The organism is [Clostridium] clostridioforme AGR2157, assembly GCF_000424325.1.
Lineage (GTDB): Bacteria > Bacillota > Clostridia > Lachnospirales > Lachnospiraceae > Enterocloster > Enterocloster clostridioformis_A.
Genome location: NZ_AUJR01000016.1, coordinates 50,117 through 74,022, shown reverse-complemented (window position 1 = coordinate 74,022; position 23,906 = coordinate 50,117). Strand labels below are relative to the sequence as shown.

Here is a 23,906-nt window from a genome sequence, read left to right as displayed (position 1 = left end):
CGAGGAGGAAAGTTTATATGGATAAACAGAAAAAAGGTGTTCGTCTGGAACACATTTCCAAAATATATACAGATCCAAAGACAGGAAAGGAATTCTATGCAGTGCAGGATACCACCCTGGATATCGAGCCCGGCACCTTCGTGACGCTCCTGGGGCCTTCGGGATGCGGCAAGACCACCACCCTGCGCATGATTGCGGGATTTGAGAGCCCGGATGAGGGGGATATCTACCTGGGGGATGAGGCCATCAATGCACTGACACCCAATAAGAGGGATACGGCCATGGTGTTCCAGAGCTACGCCCTTCTGCCCCATTACAATGTATTTGACAATGTGGCCTATGGCCTTAGGATACGCAAGCTCCCCAAGGAGGAGATTCATGAGAGGGTCATGAACATCCTTAAGCTGGTGGAGATGGAGGGCATGGAGTCCCGCATGACCAACCAGCTCTCCGGCGGCCAGCAGCAGCGTGTGGCCCTGGCCAGGGCCCTTGTCATCGAGCCCAGCGTACTGCTCTTTGACGAGCCCTTAAGCAACCTGGACGCCAAGCTGAGGGTCACCATGAGGACGGAAATTCGTAAAATCCAGCAGAAGGTGGGCATTACGGCCATCTATGTGACCCATGACCAGTCCGAGGCCATGAGCATTTCCGATAAAATCATTATCATGAGCAAGGGGAAGGTGGAGCAGATTGGGACGCCCAGGGAGATTTACTACCATCCCAATTCCAGGTTCGTGGCAGACTTCATCGGGGAGGCCAATTTCCTGGAGGCCAAGGTCAGGTCCGCAAGCGGTGAAAAGGCGGTCATCGACGTGGTGGGACAGGAGCTTACGGTCAACAATTTTGCAAAGGCAGGGCCAGGGGACGCAGCCGTGCTGGTCATCCGGCCTGAGGGGGCAACCCTGGCGGAGCAGGGGCTTTTGGAAGGCACTGTGACCCTGTCCACCTTCATGGGATCCTATCAGTACTATCAGGTTATGGTGGGGAACATGGAGATTCAGATTACGGATTACAATCCCGTGAACCGCAGGATATACGAGGTGGGGGAAAAGGCGTACCTGGATTTCGATCCCAAGGGGGTTTACATCCTGTAGACGCATTGGTATAATGTCGAAAGATATGATGCCCGGGCCGGTTCGGTTCCGGCCTGGCCGGAGAAAGGCCACCGGCCGGACCGTGTGCATACCCCGCAGGGGCAGGCCGGAGGACGTGGTTTGGCAGGCAGTATGAGGAATCGGATGGGTATGAAGAAGAGTTGGAACATATATATTGCAGTGATAGGGATGTCCCTCTGCCTGGCCGGCTGCGCAGGCAGCGGGACTTCTGCGGCTGCGGGCCATGTGGCAGATGTGGCAGGCGCGGATCATGTGGCAGGCGCGGATCATGTGGCAGGCGCGGACCATGTGGCAGGTGCGGATCATGTGGCAGGTGCGGACCATGCAGGGGATGAGGAGCTGGTGATTTACTGCCCTCATCCCCTTGAGTTCATCAACCCCATTGTGTCGGAATTTGAGGGACGGACCGGAATACGGGTCTATGTCCAGACCGGGGGCACGGGGGAGCTCCTTAAGATGGCGGAGGAGGGGAGCGCTCCTCCCTGCGACATATTCTGGGGCGGTTCCTTTTCCACCACCAGTCCCAAGAGGGAGCTGTTTGAGCCCTACATAAGCTGCAATGAGGATATGGTGCGGGATGAGTTTAAGAACAGGGAAGGCAATATGAGCCGGTTCACGGATATTCCCAGCGTAATCATGGTGAATACAAACCTGATTGGGGATGTGGAGGTGGAGGGCTACGAGGATTTGTTAAAGCCGGAGCTGAAAGGCAGAATTGCCATGTGCGACCCTGCCACGTCGTCCTCGGCCTACGAGCATCTCATCAATATGCTCTATGCCATGGGGGACGGGGAGCCGGAACAGGGCTGGGATTACGTGGAGGACTTCTGCCGGAACCTGGACGGCATCCTGTTAGGCGGATCCGGGGAGGTGTATCAGGGGGTGGCTCAGGGAAAATACGCCGTGGGCCTTACCTTTGAGGAGGCTGCCGCCCACTATGTGGCGGACAAAGGACCGGTAAAGCTGGTGTATATGAAGGAGGGGGTTATTTCCACGCCGGACAGCGTCTGTATCGTAAAGGGCAGCCGCCATGTGGAGGAGGCCAGGGATTTTGTGGACTTTGTAACGGGTAAGGACGCCCAGACCGTTATCTCCATGAGGCTGGACCGCCGTTCCGTGAGAAAGGATGTGGAGGAACCTTCCTATCTGCCGGATAAGGAGGACATCCACATCATATACAGCAGGGAGGACGAGGTGAATTCCAGAAAGGGGACGTGGCTGGAGCATTTTGCCTCTATTTACAACAGGGTGCTTGAGGAGGATGCAGGCATGTCCGGGGAGGTGGGAAGCCAGTGAAGAAGGAACGGTATTTCCGCCATGAACTGGAGCGCATGTTTATCGCCTACGCCATTGTCCCGGCGGTCATATTCACCCTGGTGTGCGGCCTGCTCTTCATGGCAGTGCTGCTCCACGGGAAAAAGAGCGGCAATATTGAGCACAACCGGTATGTGGCCGGCCTGCTGGACAATGTGCTGGCGCGGTATGAGGAGGGTGTGGAGGAGATGGCTTCGCGGCCAGGCTGCTTTGACAAAGTCCGCGACCAGAACGGAAAGGCTGAGCTGTTTGGGATATTTTACGGCATCACCAACAGCCTGGGCCTGGAGGGAGATTTGTTTGTCATGGACAGCAGCAGGAACATCCTTCTTTCCAGCCGCAGCGGCCTCCCCCAGTTCCTGGATATGCCGGAGGATGTGTCCTGGGGCATATTTGACGATATGGACCGGGAACCCCATAAGACGGCCCTCAGTCTGGCGGAAGGATGGAAAAACGGCGGCAGTACGATCGCCATAGGGCGGAGCGTGATGGATGGGAACCGGAAGCTGGGCTATATCCTGTGTTCCATTCCCAGCAGCCAGTTTAAGGCCCTTGTGGACAAGCCGGATATCCAGACCATTATTGCCGATCCCTTTGGCTGGGCTTATGTCAGCAGTAATTACAGCTTCTTAAACAGCAGCAACCAGGTCATGAAGGTCCTCAGAGAGTCGGGCAGGTATTTAAGCCATGAGAAGCAGATGTACCTGGTGTCCAGGCAGCGGGTTCCCAGGGGAGGGTTTACCGTGTATTCCATCTCCGATATCCAGAACATCGTCATTTCCCTGGGCCTGGGCAGCGGCCTGGTCATCACGGCCCTGGTGCTCATGACCCTGTGGATGCTTCTCAACTCCAGGAAGGTGACGGAGAAAAAGACAGAGGATTTCTATAAAATCCTGGATGTGATGGAGAATGCCAGGGACGGCGACCTGGAAGGTGTCATACGGATACAGAGCAACAATGAATTCAAAATCATTGCCGACGCCTATAACGAGACCATACAGAGCCTGAGAATCCAGATGGAGAACAACAGGAAGATGGCGGAGCTGGTGTCCATGGCCCAGAACAAGCAGCTGGAATCCCAGTTTAACCCCCATTTCCTGTACAATACCCTGGAAAACATCCGGTACATGTGCAAGCTGGAGCCTGCAACGGCGGAGCGGATGGTGTTCAGCCTGTCAAACCTTCTGCGCTACAGCCTGGACGGCAGCAAGGCAGAGGTGACCTTAAGGGAGGACTTAGAGCACCTGGAATCCTATCTGACCATATTAAAGCGCAGGTTCGGGGAACGGTTCCTCTGCCGGATTGACGTGGAGCCGGAAGCCATGGACCTGCGGATTCCCAAGCTGGTGCTCCAGCCCATGATTGAGAATGCGGTGAAATACGGGTTTGGAAAGCAGCTCAACCTGACCGTGGAGCTGAAAGCCTATATCCATGAGGGGAAACTAATCATGATATGCCGGGACGACGGGGTGGGAATCCCACAGGGAACCTTAAGCGGGCTGACAGCTCTGCTGGAACAGAAGGAAATTCCCAGAAGGCATTCGGGACTGTATAACATTCACAGAAGAATCGATATCCTGTACGGACGCCCCTACGGGGTGGAGATCAGAAGCGCGGAGGGGCACGGCACCACCCTGGTGGTGACCCTGCCGGTGAAAAGAGAGGAATCAGACGGATGTTGCGTGTATTGATTGCGGAAGACGAAGAGATGATAAAAAGGGGCTGGTCTATACCACGGACTGGCTGTCCATGGACTGCGTGGTGGTGGCGGAGGCCGCCGACGGTCAGGACGGATATGAGAAGATTCTGGAGTACAGGCCGGATGTGGTCATAGCGGATATCTGCATGCCCTTTATGGACGGCATAGAGATGATAAAGAAAGCCTCGGAGCAGATAAGGTTTAAGAGCATCCTCCTGACCAGCTACGCGGATTTTGAGTATGCCAGGCGCGCCATCGAGGCCAGGGTCTGCGAGTACCTACTAAAGCCTGTGGATGAGGAGGCCCTGGCAGGCATCATGGAACGGCTGGGGGAGGAAATCGTAAGCAGCCGCCAGGTGGAGCATGTGATGGAGCAGGCCGAGATAGAGGGGGGCAACCTGAACCTGGAGTACTACATGCAGCTGGACCTGTCGGAGAACCAGTATGTTTCCAGGGCTATAAAGGCCATACGGGAGGATTTTGCCAGGAAGCTGAGCATTGAGTCCATCTCAGATGACCTGGGGGTCAGCGCCAGCTACCTGAGCCGGAAATTCAAGGAGGTCACGGGACAGACCTTCCTGGATTTCCTCAACAAATACAGGGTCCAGCAGGCCATTGTGATGCTGGGCACCAGACAGTACAGAATCAGTGAGATATCAGAGGCCACCGGGTTTACGGACTACAAGCATTTCTGCTCCGTGTTCAAAAAGTACACCTCCAAATCTCCCACCAAGTTTATCAAAGGGGTGTCGTGAGAATTCGTAAGAAACCTTACAATTATCTCCAAGGACGAAATTGCCTTGACCTTAGAGCGGCTCCATGGTTTATGCTGTATATGTCAGAAATGACGCTGGCCCGGACTGCTTTGTATCAAAGCGCCGGGCCATCCCCCTTTTTACGGGGCAGTTAAACAATCAGGCATAGTGATATTTGGTCCTGTATCTGCGTAGAAAATAAAGGCACAGCAGTACTCCGCCGAATTCCGCTATGGGAATGGCCAGCCACACGCCGTCCATCCCGATGATGAGGGGCAGCACCAGCAGGCTGGTGATAATCAGGCCAAAGGTGCGCACGAAGGAGATGATGGCGGATATCCGTCCGTCGGACAGGGCCGTGAACAGGGCGGAGGCAAAGATGGTGAAGCCGGAAAAGAGGAAGCTGCATGCAAATATCATGAATCCGTGCCTTGCCAGTTCATAGACCGGCGTTCCCCTGCGGGCGAAAATCTCCACCACCAGGCTGCCGCCCAGCCGGGCCATGAGGAAAACAGCCAGGGAGGAGGCTGCCGTGAAAATGAGGGAGGTTATAAATACCTGTCTGAGCTGCTGGTGGTTCCTGCTTCCGTAGTTAAAGCTGATGACAGGAGACACGCCCTGGGAAAATCCCATAAACAATGCATTTAGCAGAAACTGGGAATACTGGATGATGGTGATGGCCGCCACCCCGTCCTCGCCTGCAAAATGCATCATCAGCAGATTGAACAGGAAGGTGATGACGCCGGAGGAAAGGTTTGTCACCATCTCGGAGGAACCGTTGAGACAGGCTTCTCCCAGCTCCCTTTTTACAATGCGGGGCCGTACGAACCACAGGCTCTTTCTGGCGGCGGCAAAGTAGATGAGGCCGATTAGGGCCGGTATGGTGTAGCCGGTGACCGTGGCAATGGCTGCCCCGGCAATCCCCATTCCCATGGGTACAATCAGCACATAATCCAGCGCTGCGTTGGCAATGCCTGCCAGAAGGGTGAGGAACAGTCCGATGCCTGGCTTCCCCTCCGTGACAAAATACATCTGAAATTGGATCTGAAGCATGAGGGAGGGAGCAAAAGCCAGCTGCCAGCGCAGGTAGGTGACGCAGTCCTCTAGGAGCAGGTCGCTGGCTCCCAGCATACGGGAAAGGGGCACTGCCGTCAGGTTCCCGATGATTGCAAAGGCCAGTCCGATTATGATATTCAGCAGAATAATGGCGGTGAAGGTTTCCCTGGCGCTGTCAGGCCGGCCTTCTCCCATTTTTTTTGCCACGATGGCATTGCTTCCCATGGACAGCATGACGGAGATGCCCAGCACGATGTTAATCACAGGGTAGACGATATTGACGGATGAAAGAGCGTTGGTGCTGACGAACCGGGATACGAAAACCCCGTCCACAATGGTGTACAGGGACATCACCACCATCATGACAGTGGTGGGCAGCGCAAACAGCAGCAGAGACCCGAATGTAAATTTTTTGGATAATGAATGACTCATGTTAACACTCCTGTTTTAATTCAATAAGTTAAGTATGGTTGGAACTTGATAATTTCAGCTGCAGGTATTATCATATGCTATAGGGTAACCCGATAGTCAAGAGGAGATTAGCGAAAATGGAAAAACAGTCGGAACTATATTTTACCACCGGGGAATTCGCCAGAATACTGGGGGTCGGGAAGCACACTTTATTTCACTACGACGAAATAGGCCTTTTTTCCCCGGCCATTAAGGAGGAGAACGGATACAGGTATTATTTTGTATGGCAGATGGACACGTTCGAGGTCATTCGCGCCCTGCAGAAATTGGGAATGTCCCTGGGGGAAATCAAGGAGTATATGGAAAACCGTTCCCCGGAGCGGTTCATGTCCATGATAGACGGAAAGAAGCGCCAGATTGACGAGGAGATACGGCGTCTGAAGAATATGAAGCGCTTTATCCTTCATGAGGAAGAGTCGGTGAGGCTGGCCATGAACACCGCGTTGGACGAGCCAAGGCTGGTGGAGAGGGACAGGGAATATCTGCTGGTGTCGGACATCAGCGCGGGATCGGAGCGGAAGGCCGCGGTGGAGATTGCGGAGCATGTCAGAATGCAGGAAAAGTACCATGGAGCAGTGGGCGCAGTGGGCTCCATTTATCTGGGGAAGGACCTGGACCGGGGCATATATGACCGCTACGTGAAGGTGTATACCAGGCTGGATAAGAAAACTGCCTCCCACCGGGTTCAGAAACGGCCGGAGGGAACTTATGTGGAGCTGTACAGCAGGGGTCACCTGTGGGACATGGAAAATCCCTACCGCCTCATCAGCGCCTTTGCGGGGGAGCGGGGAATCCGGCTGGGGCAGATGTGGTATGAGGATTTGATGCTGGATGAGCTGACGGTGAAGGAGTACGAACAGTATATAGTAAAGGTTATGGTACCGGTGGAGGATGGGGTGTCAGAGGGATGAGTATTACAGGAGGGCTTCTCAGAGGGCGCCGGATACCGGAATGGGAGGCGTGGTACTGGTACGGGGAGGCTGGATAAGCGGTTTTCCGATGGAGACCTGACCGTGGTGCTGGATATACACCGCCCCAACCTGTGTGAAGATTTTAAGGGGTAGGGCCCGAGCTGCCGCCCTCCATGAACTTGACCGGAGAGCATCCCACATATTTTTTAAACACTTTGATGAAATATTTATAATCCGAGAAGCCCACAAGGTCTGCAATTTCGTAGACCTTGTATTTGTTTTCCTTCAGCAGGTCCACGGCCTTCTGCATCCGGTAGCGGTTCAGATAGTCGTTGAAGGTGTAGCCGGTGAAGCTCTTAAACTTGGAGTTCAGATAGGTGCAGGACATGCCGCACTGTTCGCTGATATCCGTAAGAGACAGGTGGGAGCTGTAGTGGTTTCGGATGCAGTCCATCATGTGATCCACATGGCGGTTTCCTTCGGGGCTGTCCCCTGTTTCCGGCTCGTCCAGTATGCCTAACTTCCGTTTTTCCATGTCCAGCTGCTTCATCTCATGCCTGAGCCTGGCCGCTGCCAGCTGCTTGGCTTTAATCTTTCCAAGAGCGTCATAGAGCTCGTTAAAATTCACAGGCTTAAGTAGGTATTCCGTGACTCCCAGGCGGATAGCTTTCCTGGCGTACTCAAAATCGCTGTAGCCGGACACGATGATGGCGTCATAGCCGTATTCTTCTATGCTGTCCTCCAGCATGGAAAGGCCGTCCTTTACAGGCATGTTGATGTCCACCACCACGATATCCGGGTTGGTATCCCGGATTTTTTCCAGTCCCTTCAGTCCGTCCGCTGCCTCCCCTACCACCACGCAGTCCGCGTCCTGCCAGTTTACCATGAACAGCAGGCCTTTGCGTATGATGTCCTCGTCCTCAACAATCAGGACTTTATACATATGTATCCTCCTCCATATCCGCGGGAAGTGTGACGCTCACCCGCGTTCCGTTTCCGGGGGAGCTCTCAATGGTCAGGCCGTAGGAAGGGCCGTAGAGGAGCCGCACTACCCGGTGGGAATTATATAATCCGATATGTTCCCTGTAAATATCCTCCTGCTCCAGGGCTTCCCGCAGCTCCGTCAGTTTTTCCCGGCTGATGCCGCTGCCGTTGTCCTCCACGCACAGCACCAGGGTGCTGTCCTCCATACGGGCCGTGATGGTGACGGATACACAGTGGGCATCCTTCATTCCGTGGACCAGGGAATTCTCCACCACCGGCTGCAGGAGCAGCTTTGGAATCCTTAAGTCCATCAGCTCCTCAGGGATGTCGATATGGTAATTCAGCCTGCGGTTATAGCGCATCTTCTGGAGCAGGAGATAGTCGTTGATGTATTCGATGTCGGTCTGCAGGGGCACGATGGTGCTGCCGTAAAATATGCTGTAGCGCATCAGGTTGGCAAAGGCCATGACCATTTCCGAGGCCTTCTGGGAGTCAATGGCAATCTCATAGCGGAGGGTTTCCAATACATTAAAGATAAAATGGGGGTTAAACTGTTCCTCCAGCTGTTTGATTTCCATGGTGCGCTTGCGCTCCGCCAGCTCGCTGTTGTGAAGCATCAGCTCCTCGCGCTGAATCACCATGTTGCGGAACGCGTCGTTGAGCATACGGAATTCGTCAAACACCTGGCTCTTTAAGCGGTAGTCCATATTTCCCCGCCCCATTTCCTCCACCGAGGACTGGAGTTCGTCAATGGCCTGCAGGTTCTTTTTTGTGATGCGCAGGGTCAGGGGCGTAATCATGATGACCATTAGAATTCCGGCCAGCCCCAAAAACAGAATGCCGTAGGTCACAAGGCTGCGCTGGAATTCCATGGATACCAGTGTGTATAGAATCAGGGAGCTCTCAGGAAGGGCTTCCTTGTGTATATGGTAATGCTTGTTGTTGACCTTCACAATATTGCCCTTCTGCCAGTCCATCCTGTATTTGCCGGCAGGATATTTCTCCATGGGATCTGCGTTCTGCCTTCCCACTGCAAAAATCAGGTTGTCGTACCGGTCTGTGATGACCACGTCGTCCAGGGGGTATTCCCGCACCGCCTCATAAATCTGTTCGTCCATCAGATCGAAAAACAGGTATCCGCAGATACCGTCCGCGTCCGCGAGGGAGTGGGCCAGGAGCAGGTCACCTGCCTGTCCGTGGGCAAAATTCAGGCGGCTGGGCATGGTATGGGGCATGGCAGGCTCTTCCTGCATTTTTTCCACCAGGCTCTTATAGACAGCGCTGTTCAGGAATATGTCCCGGTTTCCCTCAAAGAGGCTGGAGCTTACCATGCGTCCCTCTGTATCCGTGAGGGCAAAGGTACTCCGTATAGGCTGGGACGTGGTAAAGCCGTAGAGCAGGCGGTTGACCTGGGTGGCTGCATCTGCATTTTCCAGTTTCAGGGCATCCAAAAAGCGGTAATCCGTGGAAAAGTGCTCCAAACCCTCTTTATATGATGTCACCTGGCTGTCCAGGATAGATGCCAGAAGGGCGTTGTTCTTCCGATTGCTTCCCACACTGATCCACTGGACATTGATGAACAGGAACAGCCCCATCAGCACAAAGAGCAGTGAGATGATGGAGATTGCATATTTAAAGAAAGAACGCTTGATGTAATCCCTGTACTGGTAGCCTGCCATGGCGGGTACCTCCTGGAAGTAGTGAAGTACAGTGCCATTTGGACACTGTACCTTCTAATTATATCATAGATAGAGACTAAATGCTGATGTCGTTGCTGCCGGTAACTTTAAAGAACACCAGAAGGGACAGGATACTGGTCAGGGTCAGGATGGTGGAGTAGGCTGCGGCATTGCCGAAGTTGCTCCGGATGACCTCCGCGTAGATGGCCACTGTCAGGGTCTGGGTTCTGCTGGTATACAGGATAATGGAGGAACTGAGCTCGCTGATCAGGGTAATCCAGCTCATGATGGCCCCGGAGAGCACGCCGGACATCATCATGGGCACCGTCACCTTCACAAAGGATTTGGTCTCGGTGCATCCCAGGCTTATGGCTGCCTCCTCCACGCTGGGACTGATCTGGCCGATGATTGCGGTGCTGGAACGTATGGTGTAGGGCATCCGCCGTATGGACAGGGATATGATGATGATAATGGCAGTGCCGCTGAGCAGCAGGGGCCTGCTGTTAAACGCATACAGGAAGGAGATGCCGAGGACAGAGCCGGGGATGATGTAGGGGAACATGGTCACCGTGTCCAGGATGCCCGTGAGGAAGGATCTCTTCCTGACGGTCAGATAGGATATGAGGATACCAAACACCACCACGATGGCGATGGCGCATATTCCGAACAGGTACGTGTTGAAGATAGCTGTGTTATTGTTCTTGGAGAACAGGGTGTTTCTGTAGTTTTCCAGGGAAAAGCCCCCGGTGTATACCGTTCCGCCGCCTGTTGCCAGGAAGGATGTGACGATGACCGTAATCTGTGGCAGGATGGCGATGAGCACCACCGCATACACGAACAGGTGGGACAGGATGTTGCGGGTGCCGGTGCATTTTTCCGCCACCATGGGCTTTAAGGCAGTCATGGAATAGGTGAAGCGGCTGCCCAGATAGCGCTGGAGGAAGAACAGGACCAGGGTAATGCCGATGACAATGACGCAGAGTGCGGCGGCAAAATGGTCGTCCGTGCTGACCTCCCCCATGAACTGACTGTAAATCAGCACCGGAAAGGTCTTATAGCCCTCTCCGATGAGCATGGGAGTACCAAAGTCAGAGAACACGCGCATGAACACCAGCAGGGAGCTGGCCAGCATGTTGGGCATTACCAGCGGGACGATGATCCGCATCACCCTCTGGAATGCGGTACAGCCAAGGCTTTCGGCTGCCTCGTTCAGTGAATTGTCCAGGTTCTTCAGGGCGCCGGATATGTACATGTACACCAGGGGGAAGGACTGGAGGGAGAATACCAGCACGATGCCCGCAAAACCATAAATGCCGCCCAGCTTTATGTGAAAGAGGCTGTTGAGTATTTTGGTGAAGAATCCGTTCCGCCCTAACAGCTGAATCCAGGCATAGGCCCCGATGAAAGGCGGAGACAGGTAGGAAATGACAATCAGGATGTTCAGGTATTTGCTTCCCTTAATCTGCACGCTCCGCAGCACATAGGCCATGGCCAGTCCCAGAACGGCGGCCACCAGGGTGGAGACAATGGTGACCTTGAAGCTGTTCACCAGGGTGCTCCAGTAGTATTTTCTTGCGAAGAATTTGGTGAAATAGGCAAAGCTTAAGTTTCCGTCCTCAGAAAGGACGCTTTTATAGAGCACCAGCACCAGGGGATAGACCACGAAGAGAAGGAACAGGGCCAGGATTCCCAGTGCCATTGCAACCCATATATTTAATTTTTTCTCTCCCGCATATCTCATGAATGGTCCCTCCTGACAATAAGGCTCTGACTTCCGTCCTCAGTGAACACGTTGATTTTATGGGGCTGTACGCCCAGACGGATGGGGGTGTGGTCCGGGATGATATCCCAGATATCGGAGTTTTGTATAACCTCCATCTCCCTGCCGTCTGCGGTCTCCACAAAGTAGTGGGTGGTGATGCCGAGGAATACGCTGCTTCGCACAACGGCAGGTATGCCGTCGCTGCCCTCCCGGTTGATGATGAATTCCTCCGGCCGGATGGACACCTTCACGGTCTGGCCGTCGCCCGCGCTGTCAGAAAGGTTCTCCATGGGCACGCTGTAATCCCCGATGTGAAGCAGCGTCTGTCCGTCCCTTGCCTCAATGCGCCCGTCCATGATGTTGGACAGTCCGATGAAGGTGGAAACGAAGATGTTGGAGGGCCGCTGGTACACATTCTTGGGGGTGTCAATCTGCTGGATGACGCCGCCGTTCATGACTGCGATGCGGTCCGATACAGCCAGGGCCTCCTCCTGGTCATGGGTTACATATATGGTGGTGATGCCCACCTGCTGCTGGATGCGCTTGATGGCGTTCCTCATCTCCACCCTCAGCTTGGCGTCCAGGTTGGACAGGGGTTCGTCCATGAGCAGCACCTCCGGGTGAATGACAATGGCTCTGGCCAGGGCCACCCGCTGCTGCTGGCCGCCGGAGAGCTTGGAGGGCATCCGCTTTTTCAGGTGGTCAATCTTTACCACCTTCAGGATTTCGTCCACCTGGGACTCGGACTGGTCCTGGGGCACCTTGCGGTTTTTAAGGCCGAAGGCCACATTGTCCCGGACTGACATGTGGGGGAAAATGGCGTAGTTCTGGAACACCATGCCCATGTTTCTCTTGTTGGTGGGAATGCTGTTGATGACCTTGCCGTCAATCCTGATTTCACCGCCCTCAATGGAATTGAATCCTATAATCATGCGCAGCAGGGTGGTTTTCCCACATCCGGAGGGCCCTAAGAGGGTGAAGAATTCACCGGGCCGCACGTCTAAGGACAGGCCGTTTATAATGGTATCCTTTCCGAACCGTTTGATTACATTTTCTATGCTGATAGCTACACTCATGGTTTGTAACCCTCCTTGTTATGAGTATTTAGCGCCTGTGTATCAGGCGTTTAAAAAGGACTGCCGAATCTGACCGTTTCGAGCCGCCAAGAGGTGATGTGCGGTGACAGGATGATGTGGTCAGCGTAAGAGGCAGTCCTTTGGGGGCATGTTTATGCCGGTTTTGCGTGTTCTGTCAGATGAGCGGAGCAGGTGGTTAGTCCATGGATGACTCCATATGCTCGCTAAAGAGGTTGGTAATTTCTGTCTTGTGCTCGGCAACCCAGCCCTCGTCGTAGTTATCAAACAGCTTGATTTCAGACTGAGGCGTCATGTAGTCAGCCAGCTTGGCATCCTTTCTGAGGGGCCTTACAGTCAGGTTGGAGCCCACTGCGTTCTGAATCTTCTCGGAGAGCATATAGTCCACAAATTTCTTTGCATTCTCAGGATGCTTGCAGTCCTTTAAAATCTGTACGGACTCGCCGGGGAATATGGCTCCCTCTTTGGGGAATACCACCTCAACCGCGGCGCCTTCCTTCACATAGTTGGCAGCAGGGTCTTCCCAGGTCAGGCCCACCACATACTCGCCTTCCGCAACGCCCTTGTATACCTGGCTGGAGCTGTTGGCCATCTTGCCGTCCAGGTTTGCGATGAACTGGTCCACATAAGTCCATGCCTCGTCGGATAACGGGTCTCCGTCCTTGCCCATGCCGTAGAGCATGGCCAGCAGGGACTGGAACGCGGAACTGGAGTTTACAGGGTCGCCGAATGCAATCTTGCCCTTTAACTCAGGGTTTAACAAATCCTCAAAGCCGTCAATCCTCATGTCGCCCTTTAAGTCTTTATTGACAATCATGACCGTTGGGTCTGCAAAGGCAGGGGTGAAATAGCCGGTGGTATTGCGGAACGCATCCAGCATGTTTTCATCCTCAGGCGATACATACTCCATAAACAGTTCCTTAGAGGAGGAGAGCATGGTCTGGTCAGCTACCCAGAATATATCGCCCAGTGGGTTATCCTTTTCAGACTGGGCCCTCTTTAACAGCTCGCCGGTACCTGCCACCACCACCTCTACCTTGATTCCCGTATCCTTCTCAAACTCAGGAATCACGGCGTTGTTCAGGGCCTCGCTTCTGGCCGTATAGACGACCAGCACAGGCTCCTCTTCACCGGAAGCAGCATCCTTAGCTGCCTCTGTCTTATCAGCGCCGGCCGCTGCCTCTGTCTTGGCTGCCTCTGTGCCGGAAGGCTGCTGTGGGTCGCCGGTCTTTGCCCCGCCTGCGCTGCAGCCGGTGGCTGCCAGGGCTGCTGCCATGATGACTGCGGTTGCTTTTTGAAATTTTCTCATATGAACATTCCTCCCTTAAACATATTTTTTTGCTGCACCACATTTTTCATAACTTAATTTTAGCATTTGGGTGGGGAAAGTAAATCCGACAATCTCACAAAAAGGTGGAGAATAAACAACAGACGGAGTGAAATGATTGAAAATTTCCAGTCCGTCTGTTGATATAGCTGAAGTTTACTTGTTTTTCTTGCCTTCCTTCCCCTTTTTGCCCTCTTTTCCGTCCTTTGCAGCCTTTTTATCGCTCTTTTTTGATTTTGCGGATTTCTTGGGTTCAGACTTCTTGGGCTTTTCGCCTTTGGGGGAGTCGGATTTCCTGGATTTGGAGGAAGCTTCCTTTTCTCCGGAGACAGCTTCGGAAACAGGCGGTTTCTCTGGGGCGGGCTGTCCCTCTGGGATGTACTCTATGATATCGCCGATATCACAGCCCAGCAGCGTGCAGAGGGTATCCAGGGTGTGGGTGGATACATGCATGTTTTTTTTCAGCCGTCCTATCTGGCCCGCGCTGAAATTGTAATGTTTAATCAGTCTGTACTGAGTCATGCCCTGGGCTTCCATGGTTGCCCACAGCCGGTCATAGCGTATCATGGCTTATCCTCCTTTGGCTTTTAAAGTCCGTAAAACCGGGCTTTTAAATGGCTATTATCAATAAATGGATTATACCATGAAGTATGCATAAATACAAGGATCATTGGAAGAAATGGGAATAAAAGAGAGGAAAATGGGAATAGTAGGAATGACCATATGTCACACTGTTTTCATATATAATTAGGAGGAGAATCCATGACTGATTTTAAGACCAGCGAGACAGCTAAGAACCTTATGAGAGCCTTTGCGGGAGAGAGCCAGGCCAGGAACCGCTATACCTTTGCGGCGGGGCTGGCAAAGGAGCAGAAGATGCCCATGGTGGAGGCGGTATTTTGCTACACGGCAGACCAGGAAAAGGAGCATGCAGAAATATTTTATGACTATCTGAAGCCGTTAGATAAGGAAACCATATTCATAGACGGTGGTTATCCGGTGGATTTGGAAAAGAACACCCTGGCTCAGCTGAATGCGGCAGCCCACAACGAATACGAGGAGCATGACGTGGTGTACAAATCCTTTGGAGACATTGCGGAGAAGGAAGGCTTTTCTCAGATTGCAGCCACCTTCCGTATGATTGCAAAGATTGAGAAGACCCACGGAGAGCGTTTCCGGTATCTGGCAGACCTGCTGGGAGCCGGGAACCTGTATGTCAGCCAGCAGAAGGAGACCTGGATCTGCACCAACTGCGGATATATATATGAAGGAGAAGAACCCCCTCAGTACTGTCCGGTATGCCGCCACGACCAGGGCTATTTTGCCCGCAGGGAGCTGGCGCCATGGTATTTGAAGGAGAATAATCAGGCAAAGTAGCGGGACAGGCAAAATAAGATTTTACAAAGAGGGTGAGTGGGTGGTATAATGTCCACGCAGGCAAAGCCCGGGGCCCTGATGGAACACAGCCAAATCAGGGCCGGCCGCGCCTTTGCAAATGAGACAGAAAACTGATTACCACCTATTAAGGAGAACAGATATATGCCAAATCCAATTCAAGCAGTCATATTCGACCAGGACGGACTTATGTTTGACACGGAAAGCCTGGCCGCCACATCCTGGTTTGAAGTAGGACCTAAATACGGAATCCATGTGGACGGCAACTTCCTGCGGGGAATCCGGGGATGCAAACCTGACAAGGTAAAACAGGTCTGCACACTGCAGTTCGGTGAGGAGGCCATGAAGGACTATGACCGGTTCCGGGAAGAGAAGCGCCAATACTCCTACCGCTGGATTGCAGAGCACGGCGTCCCGGTAAAAAAGGGCCTTAAGGAACTGCTTATATACCTGAAAGACCACAACATAAAGACAGCCGTGGCCACGGCCAGCAGCGAGAGCTGGACCCAGGGCAATGTAAAGGGAGCCGGGGTGGAGGACTATTTCGACGATTACATATACGGGGACATGGTAAAGGAAGCAAAGCCAAACCCTGCCATCTTCCTGCTGGCAGCCCGGCGGCTGGGGGTGGAGCCGGAGGCATGCGTTGTCCTGGAAGACAGCTTTAACGGAATCAAAGCAGCCGCGGCAGGCGGTTTTAATCCGGTGATGATACCTGACCAGGACCAGCCGGATGAAGAAATCCGGAAGCTGCTCACTGCCTGCTGTGACAGTCTTACAGATGTCATCGGCCTCTTTGAGACCGGAAGGCTGTCATTGAAGCAGCCATAGCAGCCCTATAAAAGAAGCTGTCATCTAATAAAGGAATGAATTATATGTGGAAAGAAGCTGTTTCCCTGGTCGCGGCGGCAGGCGCTGCCTGTGTGCTGCGGTCTGAGTACGAAAAAAAGCATTTTTCAGTGGAAGTGACAGAAATCATTTCCCCTAAGCTGGAAAAGGACAGGAACCTGATATTCCTGTCCGACCTTCACAACAACGAGTTCGGCCGGGACAACGGGGAACTGGTGGCGGCGATTCACCGTCTGAATCCGGACGCGGTATTATCCGGCGGAGACATGATGGTCTGCAAGGGAAAGCGGGACATAAAGGTCCCGCTAAAGCTGTTTCGCCAGCTGGCGGCCAGCTATCCGGTTTACTGCGGCAACGGAAACCATGAGAACCGCATGGTGTGGGAGCGCAGCTTATACGGGGACCTTTACGAGGAGTACAGGGATGCCATGACTGCCATGGGCGTTCATTACCTGGAGGACAGCTGTGCCTTCCTGGGAAGGGACCTGAGGATTGCCGGTCTGGATCTATCGCCCTGTTTCTACCGGAAGGCCCTGTACCATAAGGTGCCGCTGATGCCCGCAGGCTATATGGAACGGAAACTGGGCAAAGGACCTTCTTCCTGTAAGGAGGAGCCGTTCACCATACTTCTGGCCCATTCCCCCCTGTATTTTGATTCCTATGCCCGCTGGGGAGCGGATTTGACCCTGGCCGGGCATTTTCACGGAGGCACCATCCGCATACCGGGGCTGGGGGGAGTCATGACGCCCCAGTACCAGTTCTTCCTGCCCTGGTGCGCCGGGGATTTTGAGCGGAACGGGAAGCGGATGATTGTCAGCCGGGGACTGGGAACCCACTCCATCAACATCCGCCTGAACAACAGGCCGCAGCTGGTGTTAATCCGTTTGAGAAGGGCGTGTCAGACATAATACCATAAAATGAATACCATTGACAGGTGAAAGAATGGAAACCATATCCTATAAGCTGGAGCATTTTGAAGGTCCCCTGGACCTGCTGCTACATCTCATTGAGAAAAACAAGATAAACATATATGATATTCCCATTGTGGAAATCACGGCCCAGTACCTGGATTATGTGCGCCATATGGAGCGGGAGGACTTAAATATTGTCAGCGAGTTCCTGGTGATGGCGGCCACGCTGCTTGACATTAAGGCCAGGATGCTCCTTCCCAAGGAAGTGGATGAGGAAGGGGAGGAAATAGATCCCAGAGCAGAGCTGGTTATGCGCCTGCTGGAATATAAAAAGTACAGGCTGATGGCCGATGAACTGGCTGACCGGGAGGATGGGGCTCTGAAGCATCTCTACAAGCCCTCCACCCTGCCGCCGGAGGTGGCAAAATACGAGCCTCCGGTGGACCTGGACAAGCTTTTGGACGGGTTTACACTGGCTAAGCTTCAGAGAATCTTTGAGCAGGTAATGAAGCGCAAGGAGGACAAGATAGACCCTATCCGAAGCAATTTCGGAACCATACACAGGGAACCCGTAAGCCTGGAACAGAAGATAGGCAACGTGCTGCTCTACGCCAGGAGGAAGCGCAGATTCAGCTTCAGGGAACTCCTGGAGGGACAGCCGGACAAGCTGGAGGTGGTGGTCACCTTCCTGGCAGTGCTGGAGCTGATGAAGATAGGAAAGATTCATCTGAGCCAGGAAGAGACCTTTGGGGACATGGACATAGAGACGCTGGAGCAGGAAGGCGAGGAAGAGGAGCTGGATTTGGCCCAGCTGGGTGATTTTGAAGGATGATGGATGGAATCATATGAGCAATCAAGACAGAATAGAAGCCCTGGAGGCCGGGGCTGGCGTGGTTGAAACCCGCACCGGAAAGCTGGCCGGAAGTGAGAAAAGAGAATCAAAGGAGCAGGAAGGGCAGACGGAGCTTGCCTATCCTCCCACAGAGGATGAAAAAGAGCAGGAGGCGGTCATAGAGGCAGTGCTCTTTACCATGGGAAGGTCGGTGGAGCTTCGCCAGCTGGCAGCAGCCATCGGCCAGCCGGAAGAAGTGGCCAGGAAGGCCGTGGAACGCCTGATGAAGCGGTACAGGTCAGCCAGAAGCGGCATGGAGATAACCCAGCTGGAGGACAGCTACCAGATGTGCACCAAGGCAGTCTACTACGAAAACCTGATACGGGTGGCGTCTGCCCCCAAGAAGCAGGTGCTGACGGAAGTAGTGTTAGAGACCCTGTCCATCATTGCCTATAAGCAGCCTGTTACCAAGATGGAGATTGAGAAGATACGCGGCGTCAAGTCCGACCATGCGGTAAACCGTCTGGTGGAATATAACCTGGTCTACGAGGTGGGCCGCCTGGACGCTCCCGGCCGTCCGGTCCTTTTTGGCACCACAGAGGAATTTCTGCGCAGGTTCGGCGTAGGATCGGTCCAGGATCTGCCGGACCTGGGTCCTGAGCAGGAAGCGGAAATCAAGGCAGAGGTGGAAGAGGAGCTGCAGCTTAAGCTGGAGGAACTGACTCTTGAGGCTGCGGAAGGATTGAAGGGATCGTCTGAGGAAGCCGAGGAAGCGGCAGAGGAAGCCGAGGAAGCGGCGGAGGAAGCTGCTGTGACGGCCGAGGAATCTGTGGAAGCCGGCGAGGTCCGGGAACCGGAAGCCTGATGCCTGATGCCCCGTGTTTGTACACAGAGGAGATTCCCAAAGCAGTACATGAGGAATATACTAAAATAAAAAGAAAAAGTTGATATCATGCTTGGAAGTCTGATTTTAGTATTTGCCCTCTGTACAGATACCTTTGTGGCCAGCCTTGCATATGGAGCCAACCGGGTCCACGTGGGCTGGGGAAAGGTAGCTTTGTTAAATGGTATATGCAGCGGATGTCTGGGCCTGGCCCTGGGGCTGGGCAGCGTTATAAGCTCTGTCCTTCCGGGGGATGTGACCAGGCTCATCTGCTTTGTAAGCCTGTTTCTGCTGGGATTCATCAAATTCCTGGATTACAGCATCAAGGCCTATATCAACCGCCATTGCTGTATCCGCCGTAATCTGAGCTTTTCCCTGTCAGGAATGAAGGTCATAGTCAATATTTACGGGGATCCCATGGCAGCGGACGTGGACGGCTCCCAGTCCCTTGGATGGAAGGAGACCGTATTCCTGGCCATGGCCATGTCCATTGACAGCCTGGTGGCCGGAACCATGGCAGCCCTGTTGGATATTCCCGTGGCAGCAACCCTGGCACTGTCCTTTGCCGTGGGAGTTTGTATGATGTACGGCGGCCTGTGGCTGGGGCGCAAGGTGGCTTCACGCTTCCGGTGCGACCTGTCCTGGATTAGCGGCGTCCTGCTGATGGTCCTGGCTCTGATGAAGGTCCTTCATTGACGCGGGGGATGGCTGAACGCGGGGGATGGCTGAGGATGGTTTTGGACCGTGCCTCATGGTGTCCTGCATCCTGATTTTTTGCCAGTTTATACGGAAAGAACATAAAAACACGAAAAAAGCAGCCCAGCCGGCGTACGGGAATTCCCATACGCCGGTCCGGGGCTGCTTTTGACTGCCGTTTTACCGCTATATATCCTTTGCCTTGGCTGACAGGCCTTCCATGTAAGCTTCTGCCTTTGATTTATCCAGAGGGTCCAATTTATCATACAGGTCCATAATCCGCCTCTGCTGTTCGTTCAGGGTAACCTGTATGCCATCGGTGCTGTAGAACTGGGCCATGGTTATCCCCATGACTTCGCAGATACGCCGTATGGTCGGTATACTGGGAACCGTGGTACGTCTGAACAGGTTCCCTATATTGTTAGGGGAAGTATCCATCTCCAGTGCCAGGCGGTAATGACTCCATCCCCTCTCTCTGCAAAGTTCTTCTATGCGCTCCAGCTCATAACTCATCATGTTTTTCACCACCATTGTCTATTATCTACAAAATCTTTTGTATTATTGTATCCCAGAGGTGAAAAAAACATTAGGCTGAAATGTAGTAGTGGGGGAATTCACTATATAATGCATAAATACACGTACAATGCATTGCTATACCAGACGGCCGTCATCCCCGTATCCCAGCAGGTCATTGGGGGTGATATGGAAATAGTCGCAAAGTATCTTAAGCTCAATGTCCGTCACAAGGCGTTTGCCTTTCTCAATTCTGAGGATGGTCAGTTCGCTGAAATAATAGCCCTGCACCTGGAGCTGGGCAGCCATTTCCTTCTGGGATAGTTTTCTGCTCTTGCGCAGCTTGAAAATCTGATTGCCAATCAGATTTTTCTGTGGCTGGGAATTGTAGGAAATTTTCATAGATGTCCCTCTGTTCGGTGTAATACTTCTAAAAGTGAAGTTCTTTTATGATTGTAATGAATATGAATATATCAAAGTTTCTAATAAAGAAGGAATAAAAAATAAAGTAGAAAATTCTGTGGGATTATGATAGACTTGTAAAAGTATGAAAGAGACAGGAGAAAATTATGCAGAGAATCGCGAAATTTCATAAAGTTAGTTTTGAACAGTTTAAGGCCGATTGGGCCGATACCTTCCCGGATACTCCGGAGGAAAAGATAATACATATTTATGAAGGAATCCGGCTTCCGGCCAGGGCCACGTCCGGCTCCGCTGGATATGATTTCTTTACCCCGGTTCCCCTTACCCTGGATCCTGGTGAGAGCATGAAGGTCCCCACAGGCGTCAGGGCGGAGATTGACGCAGGCTGGGTGCTCCAGATTTTTCCGCGCAGCAGCCTGGGATTTAAATTCAGGCTCCAGCTGAACAACACAGTGGGAATCATTGACAGCGACTATTTTTATTCAGACAATGAAGGCCATATGTTCATTAAGATAACCAATGATTCCAGGGAGGGAAAGACCGTGGAACTGGGACAGGGCGCGGGATTCGCACAGGGAATTTTCATTCCCTACGGCATCACCGTGGACGACGAATGCAGTGATGTGCGCAACGGCGGTTTTGGAAGTACGGATGCAAGGTAGGTAGGAATATATGGGAAGTCGTGGACAGAGGTCATACAGCAGCGGGCGAAGGCCCCAGTCAAAGGGGCAGCACCCTGGATACGGAGGCAAAAGGCCGGTCTCTAATGCAGCGCGCAGGCGCCGCAGGAGGAACCGGATTATCAGAGCAGTCATTGCATGGGCAATCTGCATCTTTCTCGTGGGGCTGATTGCAGTGGGAACATTCCGGCTGGTGGCGCACATGACCACCTCCAAGAAACGCCAGTTCCGTGCAGAGGGTATAGAGAAGCTGGAGGCAGGGGACTATGCAGGGGCCATCGGATCCTTTGATACGGCCCTTGAAAAGTCCGGCAGGGGAGCAGAGGATTTCAAACGGGATGTGCTCTTATACAGGGCGGACGCAGAGTTTATGTTAAAGGATTATAATGCGGCTATTCACACCTATGACCTTCTCCTGGAGATGAAGCCGGACACACCGGAGTATATGTACAGGCAGAGCAGCTGCTATGCCCGACTGGGAGATACGGATAATGCCATTAAGCGCTACCAGGAGGCGGAAGCACTGGATAAGAAGGACAAGCCGGTGCCCGGCAGGCAGGAGGCCCTGCTGGCCGCTGGAAGCGCCTGCGTGGATGCGAAGGAATACGATAAGGCTATGGCGCTTTATGAAGATGCACTTAAGGATGGGATGGAACATGGTGAAATCTATAATCAAATGGGTCTATGCCAGATGGCTGCGGAGGATTATCAGAGTGCTTATGATTCATTTGACAAAGGGTACCAGGTAGCCGCGGCTGCCCAGGCTGCGGCTCTACAGGAGAAAGACCGGAAAACAGGCAAAGAGACGGACAAAAAAGAAACGAAGGATGGGGACGGTTCCGGAGAGCTTTTGAAGGAGCTTTCGTATAACCGGGCCGTTGCCTGCGAACACTTACAGCAGTACGATAAAGCCCTGGCATTGTTTGAGGACTTTGTAAAGGAGTTTGGCTCCGATGAAGACGCGGAGCATGAGATTGCATTTTTGAAGACGAGGTAGGAATGGCGGAATTAATTGATTTGAGTGAACTGCAGGAAAAGGTAATACTGGTGGCGGTGAGCACTGCTGAGGAGGAGGACACGCCTGATTCCCTGGATGAGCTGGAGGAGCTGGCCTCCACAGCCGGGGCTGTGACTGTGGCCAGAATCATCCAGAACCGGGAAAAGGTCCATCCGGGCACTTACCTGGGGAAGGGTAAGATAGACGAGGTGAGAGAGCTGTTATGGGATACCCGGGCCACAGGCGTTATCTGCGACGATGAGTTGTCACCGGCCCAGCTCAGGAACCTGGAGGATGCCCTGGACACCAAGGTCATGGACAGGACCATGGTCATACTGGATATCTTTGCCTCCCGTGCCAGCACAAGGGAGGGCAAGATTCAGGTGGAGCTGGCCCAGTTAAAATACAGGGCCGTGCGCCTGGTAGGCATGCGTAATTCCCTGTCGCGTCTGGGAGGCGGCATAGGCACCAGAGGGCCCGGCGAGAAAAAGCTGGAAACAGACCGCAGGCTTATCCACCAGCGAATCGGCCAGCTTAAGGAGGAGCTGGCGGATGTGAAGCGCCACCGGGAGGTGACCAGGCAGCAGAGAGAGAAGAATTTTGCCCTTTCCGCAGCTATTGTGGGCTACACCAATGCGGGAAAGTCCACCCTGCTCAACCGTCTGACCGGGGCGGGAATCCTGGCGGAGGATAAGCTTTTCGCCACTCTGGACCCCACTACCAGAAGCTATACCCTGGAGGATGGCCAGCAGATACTGCTTACAGATACTGTAGGATTTATCCGCAAGCTTCCCCATCATCTGATTGAGGCGTTCAAGAGTACATTGGAGGAGGCACGCTACAGCGATATACTCCTGCATGTGGTGGATTGTTCCAATCCGCAGATAGACATGCAGATGCACGTGGTGAAGGAAACCCTGAAGGAACTGGAGATCGTGGATAAGACCATAGTCACCGTGTTCAACAAGGTGGACCGGTTCCGTGAGCTGGAGGCCAGGGAGGACAGCAGTGTCATGCAGATTCCCAGGGATTTCTCATCCGACTACCAGGTGCGGATTTCGGCCAGGACCGGAGAGGGGCTGGAAGAACTTCAGAAGGTGCTTCAGGCCATTATACGCAGCAGGCGGATTCTGCTGGAAAAAGTATTTCCATACAGCCAGGCAGGACGCATTCAGACCATCCGCAAGTATGGTCAGCTTCTGGAGGAGGAATACCAGGAGGACGGAATCGCGGTAAAGGCATATGTGCCGGCAGAGCTTTTTGGAAAGCTTTATTCCGACTGAATTTAAGTGAATATGAAATAAAATGCCCCCTGTCCGAAAAACCACGCAGGTATGCGGCTTTGCGGGGATCTGGGAAAAAGAGTTATAAGTACAGTTAATAGGACACAATATCTGGGATAATATAAAATGTTATTCATAGATATTGTGTTTTGTATTTCCATCTGCTATAATGGGTGCGTAGCTCGCTCCATACGGAGCGGGCCCTGCGTTTTAACAGCCGTGAAACAGCTGTGTCATTCCGGGTTTAACAGACGCGGAAAAAGGGTTGAATAAAGTG

At 53.2% G+C, this 23,906-nt stretch carries 22 protein-coding genes and 1 pseudogene; 14 read left to right on the top strand and 9 right to left on the bottom strand.

Going from position 1 to position 23,906, the window contains the following annotated elements:
* Positions 1–17 precede the first annotated feature (17 nt).
* The 4 genes and pseudogenes from G614_RS0109390 to G614_RS27180 all read left to right on the top strand — a co-directional run bounded on the left by G614_RS0109390 (position 18) and on the right by G614_RS27180 (position 4,883).
* Entirely contained in the window at positions 18–1,094 is a 1,077-nt protein-coding gene (locus tag G614_RS0109390; protein WP_027641766.1) for an ABC transporter ATP-binding protein, read from the top strand.
* A 144-nt stretch (positions 1,095–1,238) separates the two neighbouring features.
* Entirely contained in the window at positions 1,239–2,411 is a 1,173-nt protein-coding gene (locus G614_RS0109385) for an extracellular solute-binding protein (protein ID WP_027641765.1), read from the top strand.
* On the top strand, positions 2,408–4,120 hold the full coding sequence (locus G614_RS0109380; RefSeq protein ID WP_027641764.1) for a sensor histidine kinase: 1,713 nt from the start codon (positions 2,408–2,410) through the stop codon (positions 4,118–4,120). The genes G614_RS0109385 and G614_RS0109380 overlap by 4 nt, the downstream gene beginning before the upstream one ends.
* Positions 4,105–4,883 (top strand): annotated as a pseudogene (locus G614_RS27180) (response regulator transcription factor). Before G614_RS0109380 ends, G614_RS27180 begins: the two are co-directional and overlap by 16 nt.
* Before the next feature lie 159 nt (positions 4,884–5,042).
* On the opposite strand, the gene G614_RS0109365 reads toward G614_RS27180, so the two are convergent.
* Complete coding sequence (locus G614_RS0109365; RefSeq protein ID WP_027641763.1) at positions 5,043–6,371, bottom strand: MATE family efflux transporter; 1,329 nt, start codon at positions 6,369–6,371, stop codon at positions 5,043–5,045.
* Positions 6,372–6,487: 116 nt separating this feature from the next.
* Here G614_RS0109365 and G614_RS0109360 point away from each other — a divergent pair, with 116 nt between their 5' ends.
* On the top strand, positions 6,488–7,321 hold the full coding sequence (locus G614_RS0109360) for a MerR family transcriptional regulator (RefSeq protein ID WP_027641762.1): 834 nt from the start codon (positions 6,488–6,490) through the stop codon (positions 7,319–7,321).
* 142 nt (positions 7,322–7,463) lie between these two features.
* Here G614_RS0109360 and G614_RS0109350 read toward each other — a convergent pair whose 3' ends face one another.
* The 6 genes from G614_RS0109350 to G614_RS0109325 all read right to left on the bottom strand — a co-directional run bounded on the left by G614_RS0109350 (position 7,464) and on the right by G614_RS0109325 (position 14,734).
* Entirely contained in the window at positions 7,464–8,264 is an 801-nt protein-coding gene (locus G614_RS0109350) for a response regulator transcription factor (protein ID WP_027641761.1), read from the bottom strand.
* Entirely contained in the window at positions 8,257–9,984 is a 1,728-nt protein-coding gene (locus tag G614_RS0109345; protein ID WP_027641760.1) for a sensor histidine kinase, read from the bottom strand. Before G614_RS0109345 ends, G614_RS0109350 begins: the two co-directional genes overlap by 8 nt.
* A 76-nt stretch (positions 9,985–10,060) precedes the next feature.
* Positions 10,061–11,725: an ABC transporter permease gene (locus G614_RS0109340; RefSeq protein ID WP_027641759.1), complete on the bottom strand. Its 1,665-nt coding sequence runs from the start codon at positions 11,723–11,725 to the stop codon at positions 10,061–10,063.
* On the bottom strand, positions 11,722–12,822 hold the full coding sequence (locus G614_RS0109335; RefSeq protein WP_027641758.1) for an ABC transporter ATP-binding protein: 1,101 nt from the start codon (positions 12,820–12,822) through the stop codon (positions 11,722–11,724). The genes G614_RS0109340 and G614_RS0109335 overlap by 4 nt, the downstream gene beginning before the upstream one ends.
* A gap of 196 nt (positions 12,823–13,018) precedes the next feature.
* Positions 13,019–14,149, bottom strand: a complete 1,131-nt coding sequence (locus tag G614_RS0109330) for an extracellular solute-binding protein (RefSeq protein ID WP_027641757.1) — start codon at positions 14,147–14,149, stop codon at positions 13,019–13,021.
* Between the two features lie 174 nt (positions 14,150–14,323).
* On the bottom strand, positions 14,324–14,734 hold the full coding sequence (locus tag G614_RS0109325; protein WP_027641756.1) for a helix-turn-helix domain-containing protein: 411 nt from the start codon (positions 14,732–14,734) through the stop codon (positions 14,324–14,326).
* Positions 14,735–14,929: 195 nt separating this feature from the next.
* Between G614_RS0109325 and rbr the strand changes: the two genes are divergently transcribed.
* The 6 genes from rbr (at position 14,930) to G614_RS0109290 (ending at position 19,733) form a co-directional block, all read left to right on the top strand.
* Positions 14,930–15,544 carry a rubrerythrin gene (gene rbr / locus G614_RS0109320; protein WP_027641755.1) on the top strand — a complete coding sequence of 205 codons (615 nt, stop codon included), beginning with the start codon at positions 14,930–14,932 and terminating at the stop codon, positions 15,542–15,544.
* A gap of 162 nt (positions 15,545–15,706) precedes the next feature.
* Positions 15,707–16,393: an HAD family hydrolase gene (locus tag G614_RS0109310; protein WP_027641754.1), complete on the top strand. Its 687-nt coding sequence runs from the start codon at positions 15,707–15,709 to the stop codon at positions 16,391–16,393.
* Positions 16,394–16,437: 44 nt separating this feature from the next.
* Positions 16,438–17,319: a metallophosphoesterase gene (locus G614_RS0109305; RefSeq protein WP_027641753.1), complete on the top strand. Its 882-nt coding sequence runs from the start codon at positions 16,438–16,440 to the stop codon at positions 17,317–17,319.
* Positions 17,320–17,353: 34 nt separating this feature from the next.
* On the top strand, positions 17,354–18,154 hold the full coding sequence (locus G614_RS0109300; RefSeq protein WP_027641752.1) for a segregation and condensation protein A: 801 nt from the start codon (positions 17,354–17,356) through the stop codon (positions 18,152–18,154).
* 13 nt (positions 18,155–18,167) lie between these two features.
* Entirely contained in the window at positions 18,168–19,019 is an 852-nt protein-coding gene (gene scpB / locus G614_RS0109295) for an SMC-Scp complex subunit ScpB (protein WP_027641751.1), read from the top strand.
* 87 nt (positions 19,020–19,106) lie between these two features.
* Positions 19,107–19,733 (top strand): manganese efflux pump, encoded by a 627-nt coding sequence (locus tag G614_RS0109290; protein WP_027641750.1) that lies wholly within the window; start codon positions 19,107–19,109, stop codon positions 19,731–19,733.
* A gap of 186 nt (positions 19,734–19,919) precedes the next feature.
* Here the strand turns inward: G614_RS0109290 and G614_RS0109280 are convergent, their stop codons facing one another.
* Positions 19,920–20,249, bottom strand: a complete 330-nt coding sequence (locus G614_RS0109280) for a helix-turn-helix domain-containing protein (RefSeq protein WP_002569878.1) — start codon at positions 20,247–20,249, stop codon at positions 19,920–19,922.
* A 135-nt stretch (positions 20,250–20,384) separates the two neighbouring features.
* The gene (locus G614_RS0109275) at positions 20,385–20,648 is read right to left on the bottom strand and encodes a helix-turn-helix transcriptional regulator (protein WP_027641749.1); all 264 of its coding nucleotides are present in this window, start codon (positions 20,646–20,648) and stop codon (positions 20,385–20,387) included.
* 167 nt (positions 20,649–20,815) lie between these two features.
* Here G614_RS0109275 and G614_RS0109270 point away from each other — a divergent pair, with 167 nt between their 5' ends.
* Genes G614_RS0109270 through hflX form a run of 3 tightly spaced genes read left to right on the top strand, consistent with a single transcriptional unit; the run spans position 20,816 to position 23,629 of the window.
* The gene (locus G614_RS0109270; protein WP_027641748.1) at positions 20,816–21,331 is read left to right on the top strand and encodes a dUTP diphosphatase; all 516 of its coding nucleotides are present in this window, start codon (positions 20,816–20,818) and stop codon (positions 21,329–21,331) included.
* Between the two features lie 10 nt (positions 21,332–21,341).
* On the top strand, positions 21,342–22,346 hold the full coding sequence (locus G614_RS0109265; RefSeq protein ID WP_027641747.1) for a tetratricopeptide repeat protein: 1,005 nt from the start codon (positions 21,342–21,344) through the stop codon (positions 22,344–22,346).
* Positions 22,347–22,348: 2 nt separating this feature from the next.
* Positions 22,349–23,629, top strand: a complete 1,281-nt coding sequence (hflX, locus tag G614_RS0109260; protein WP_027641746.1) for a GTPase HflX — start codon at positions 22,349–22,351, stop codon at positions 23,627–23,629.
* Positions 23,630–23,906 lie beyond the last annotated feature (277 nt).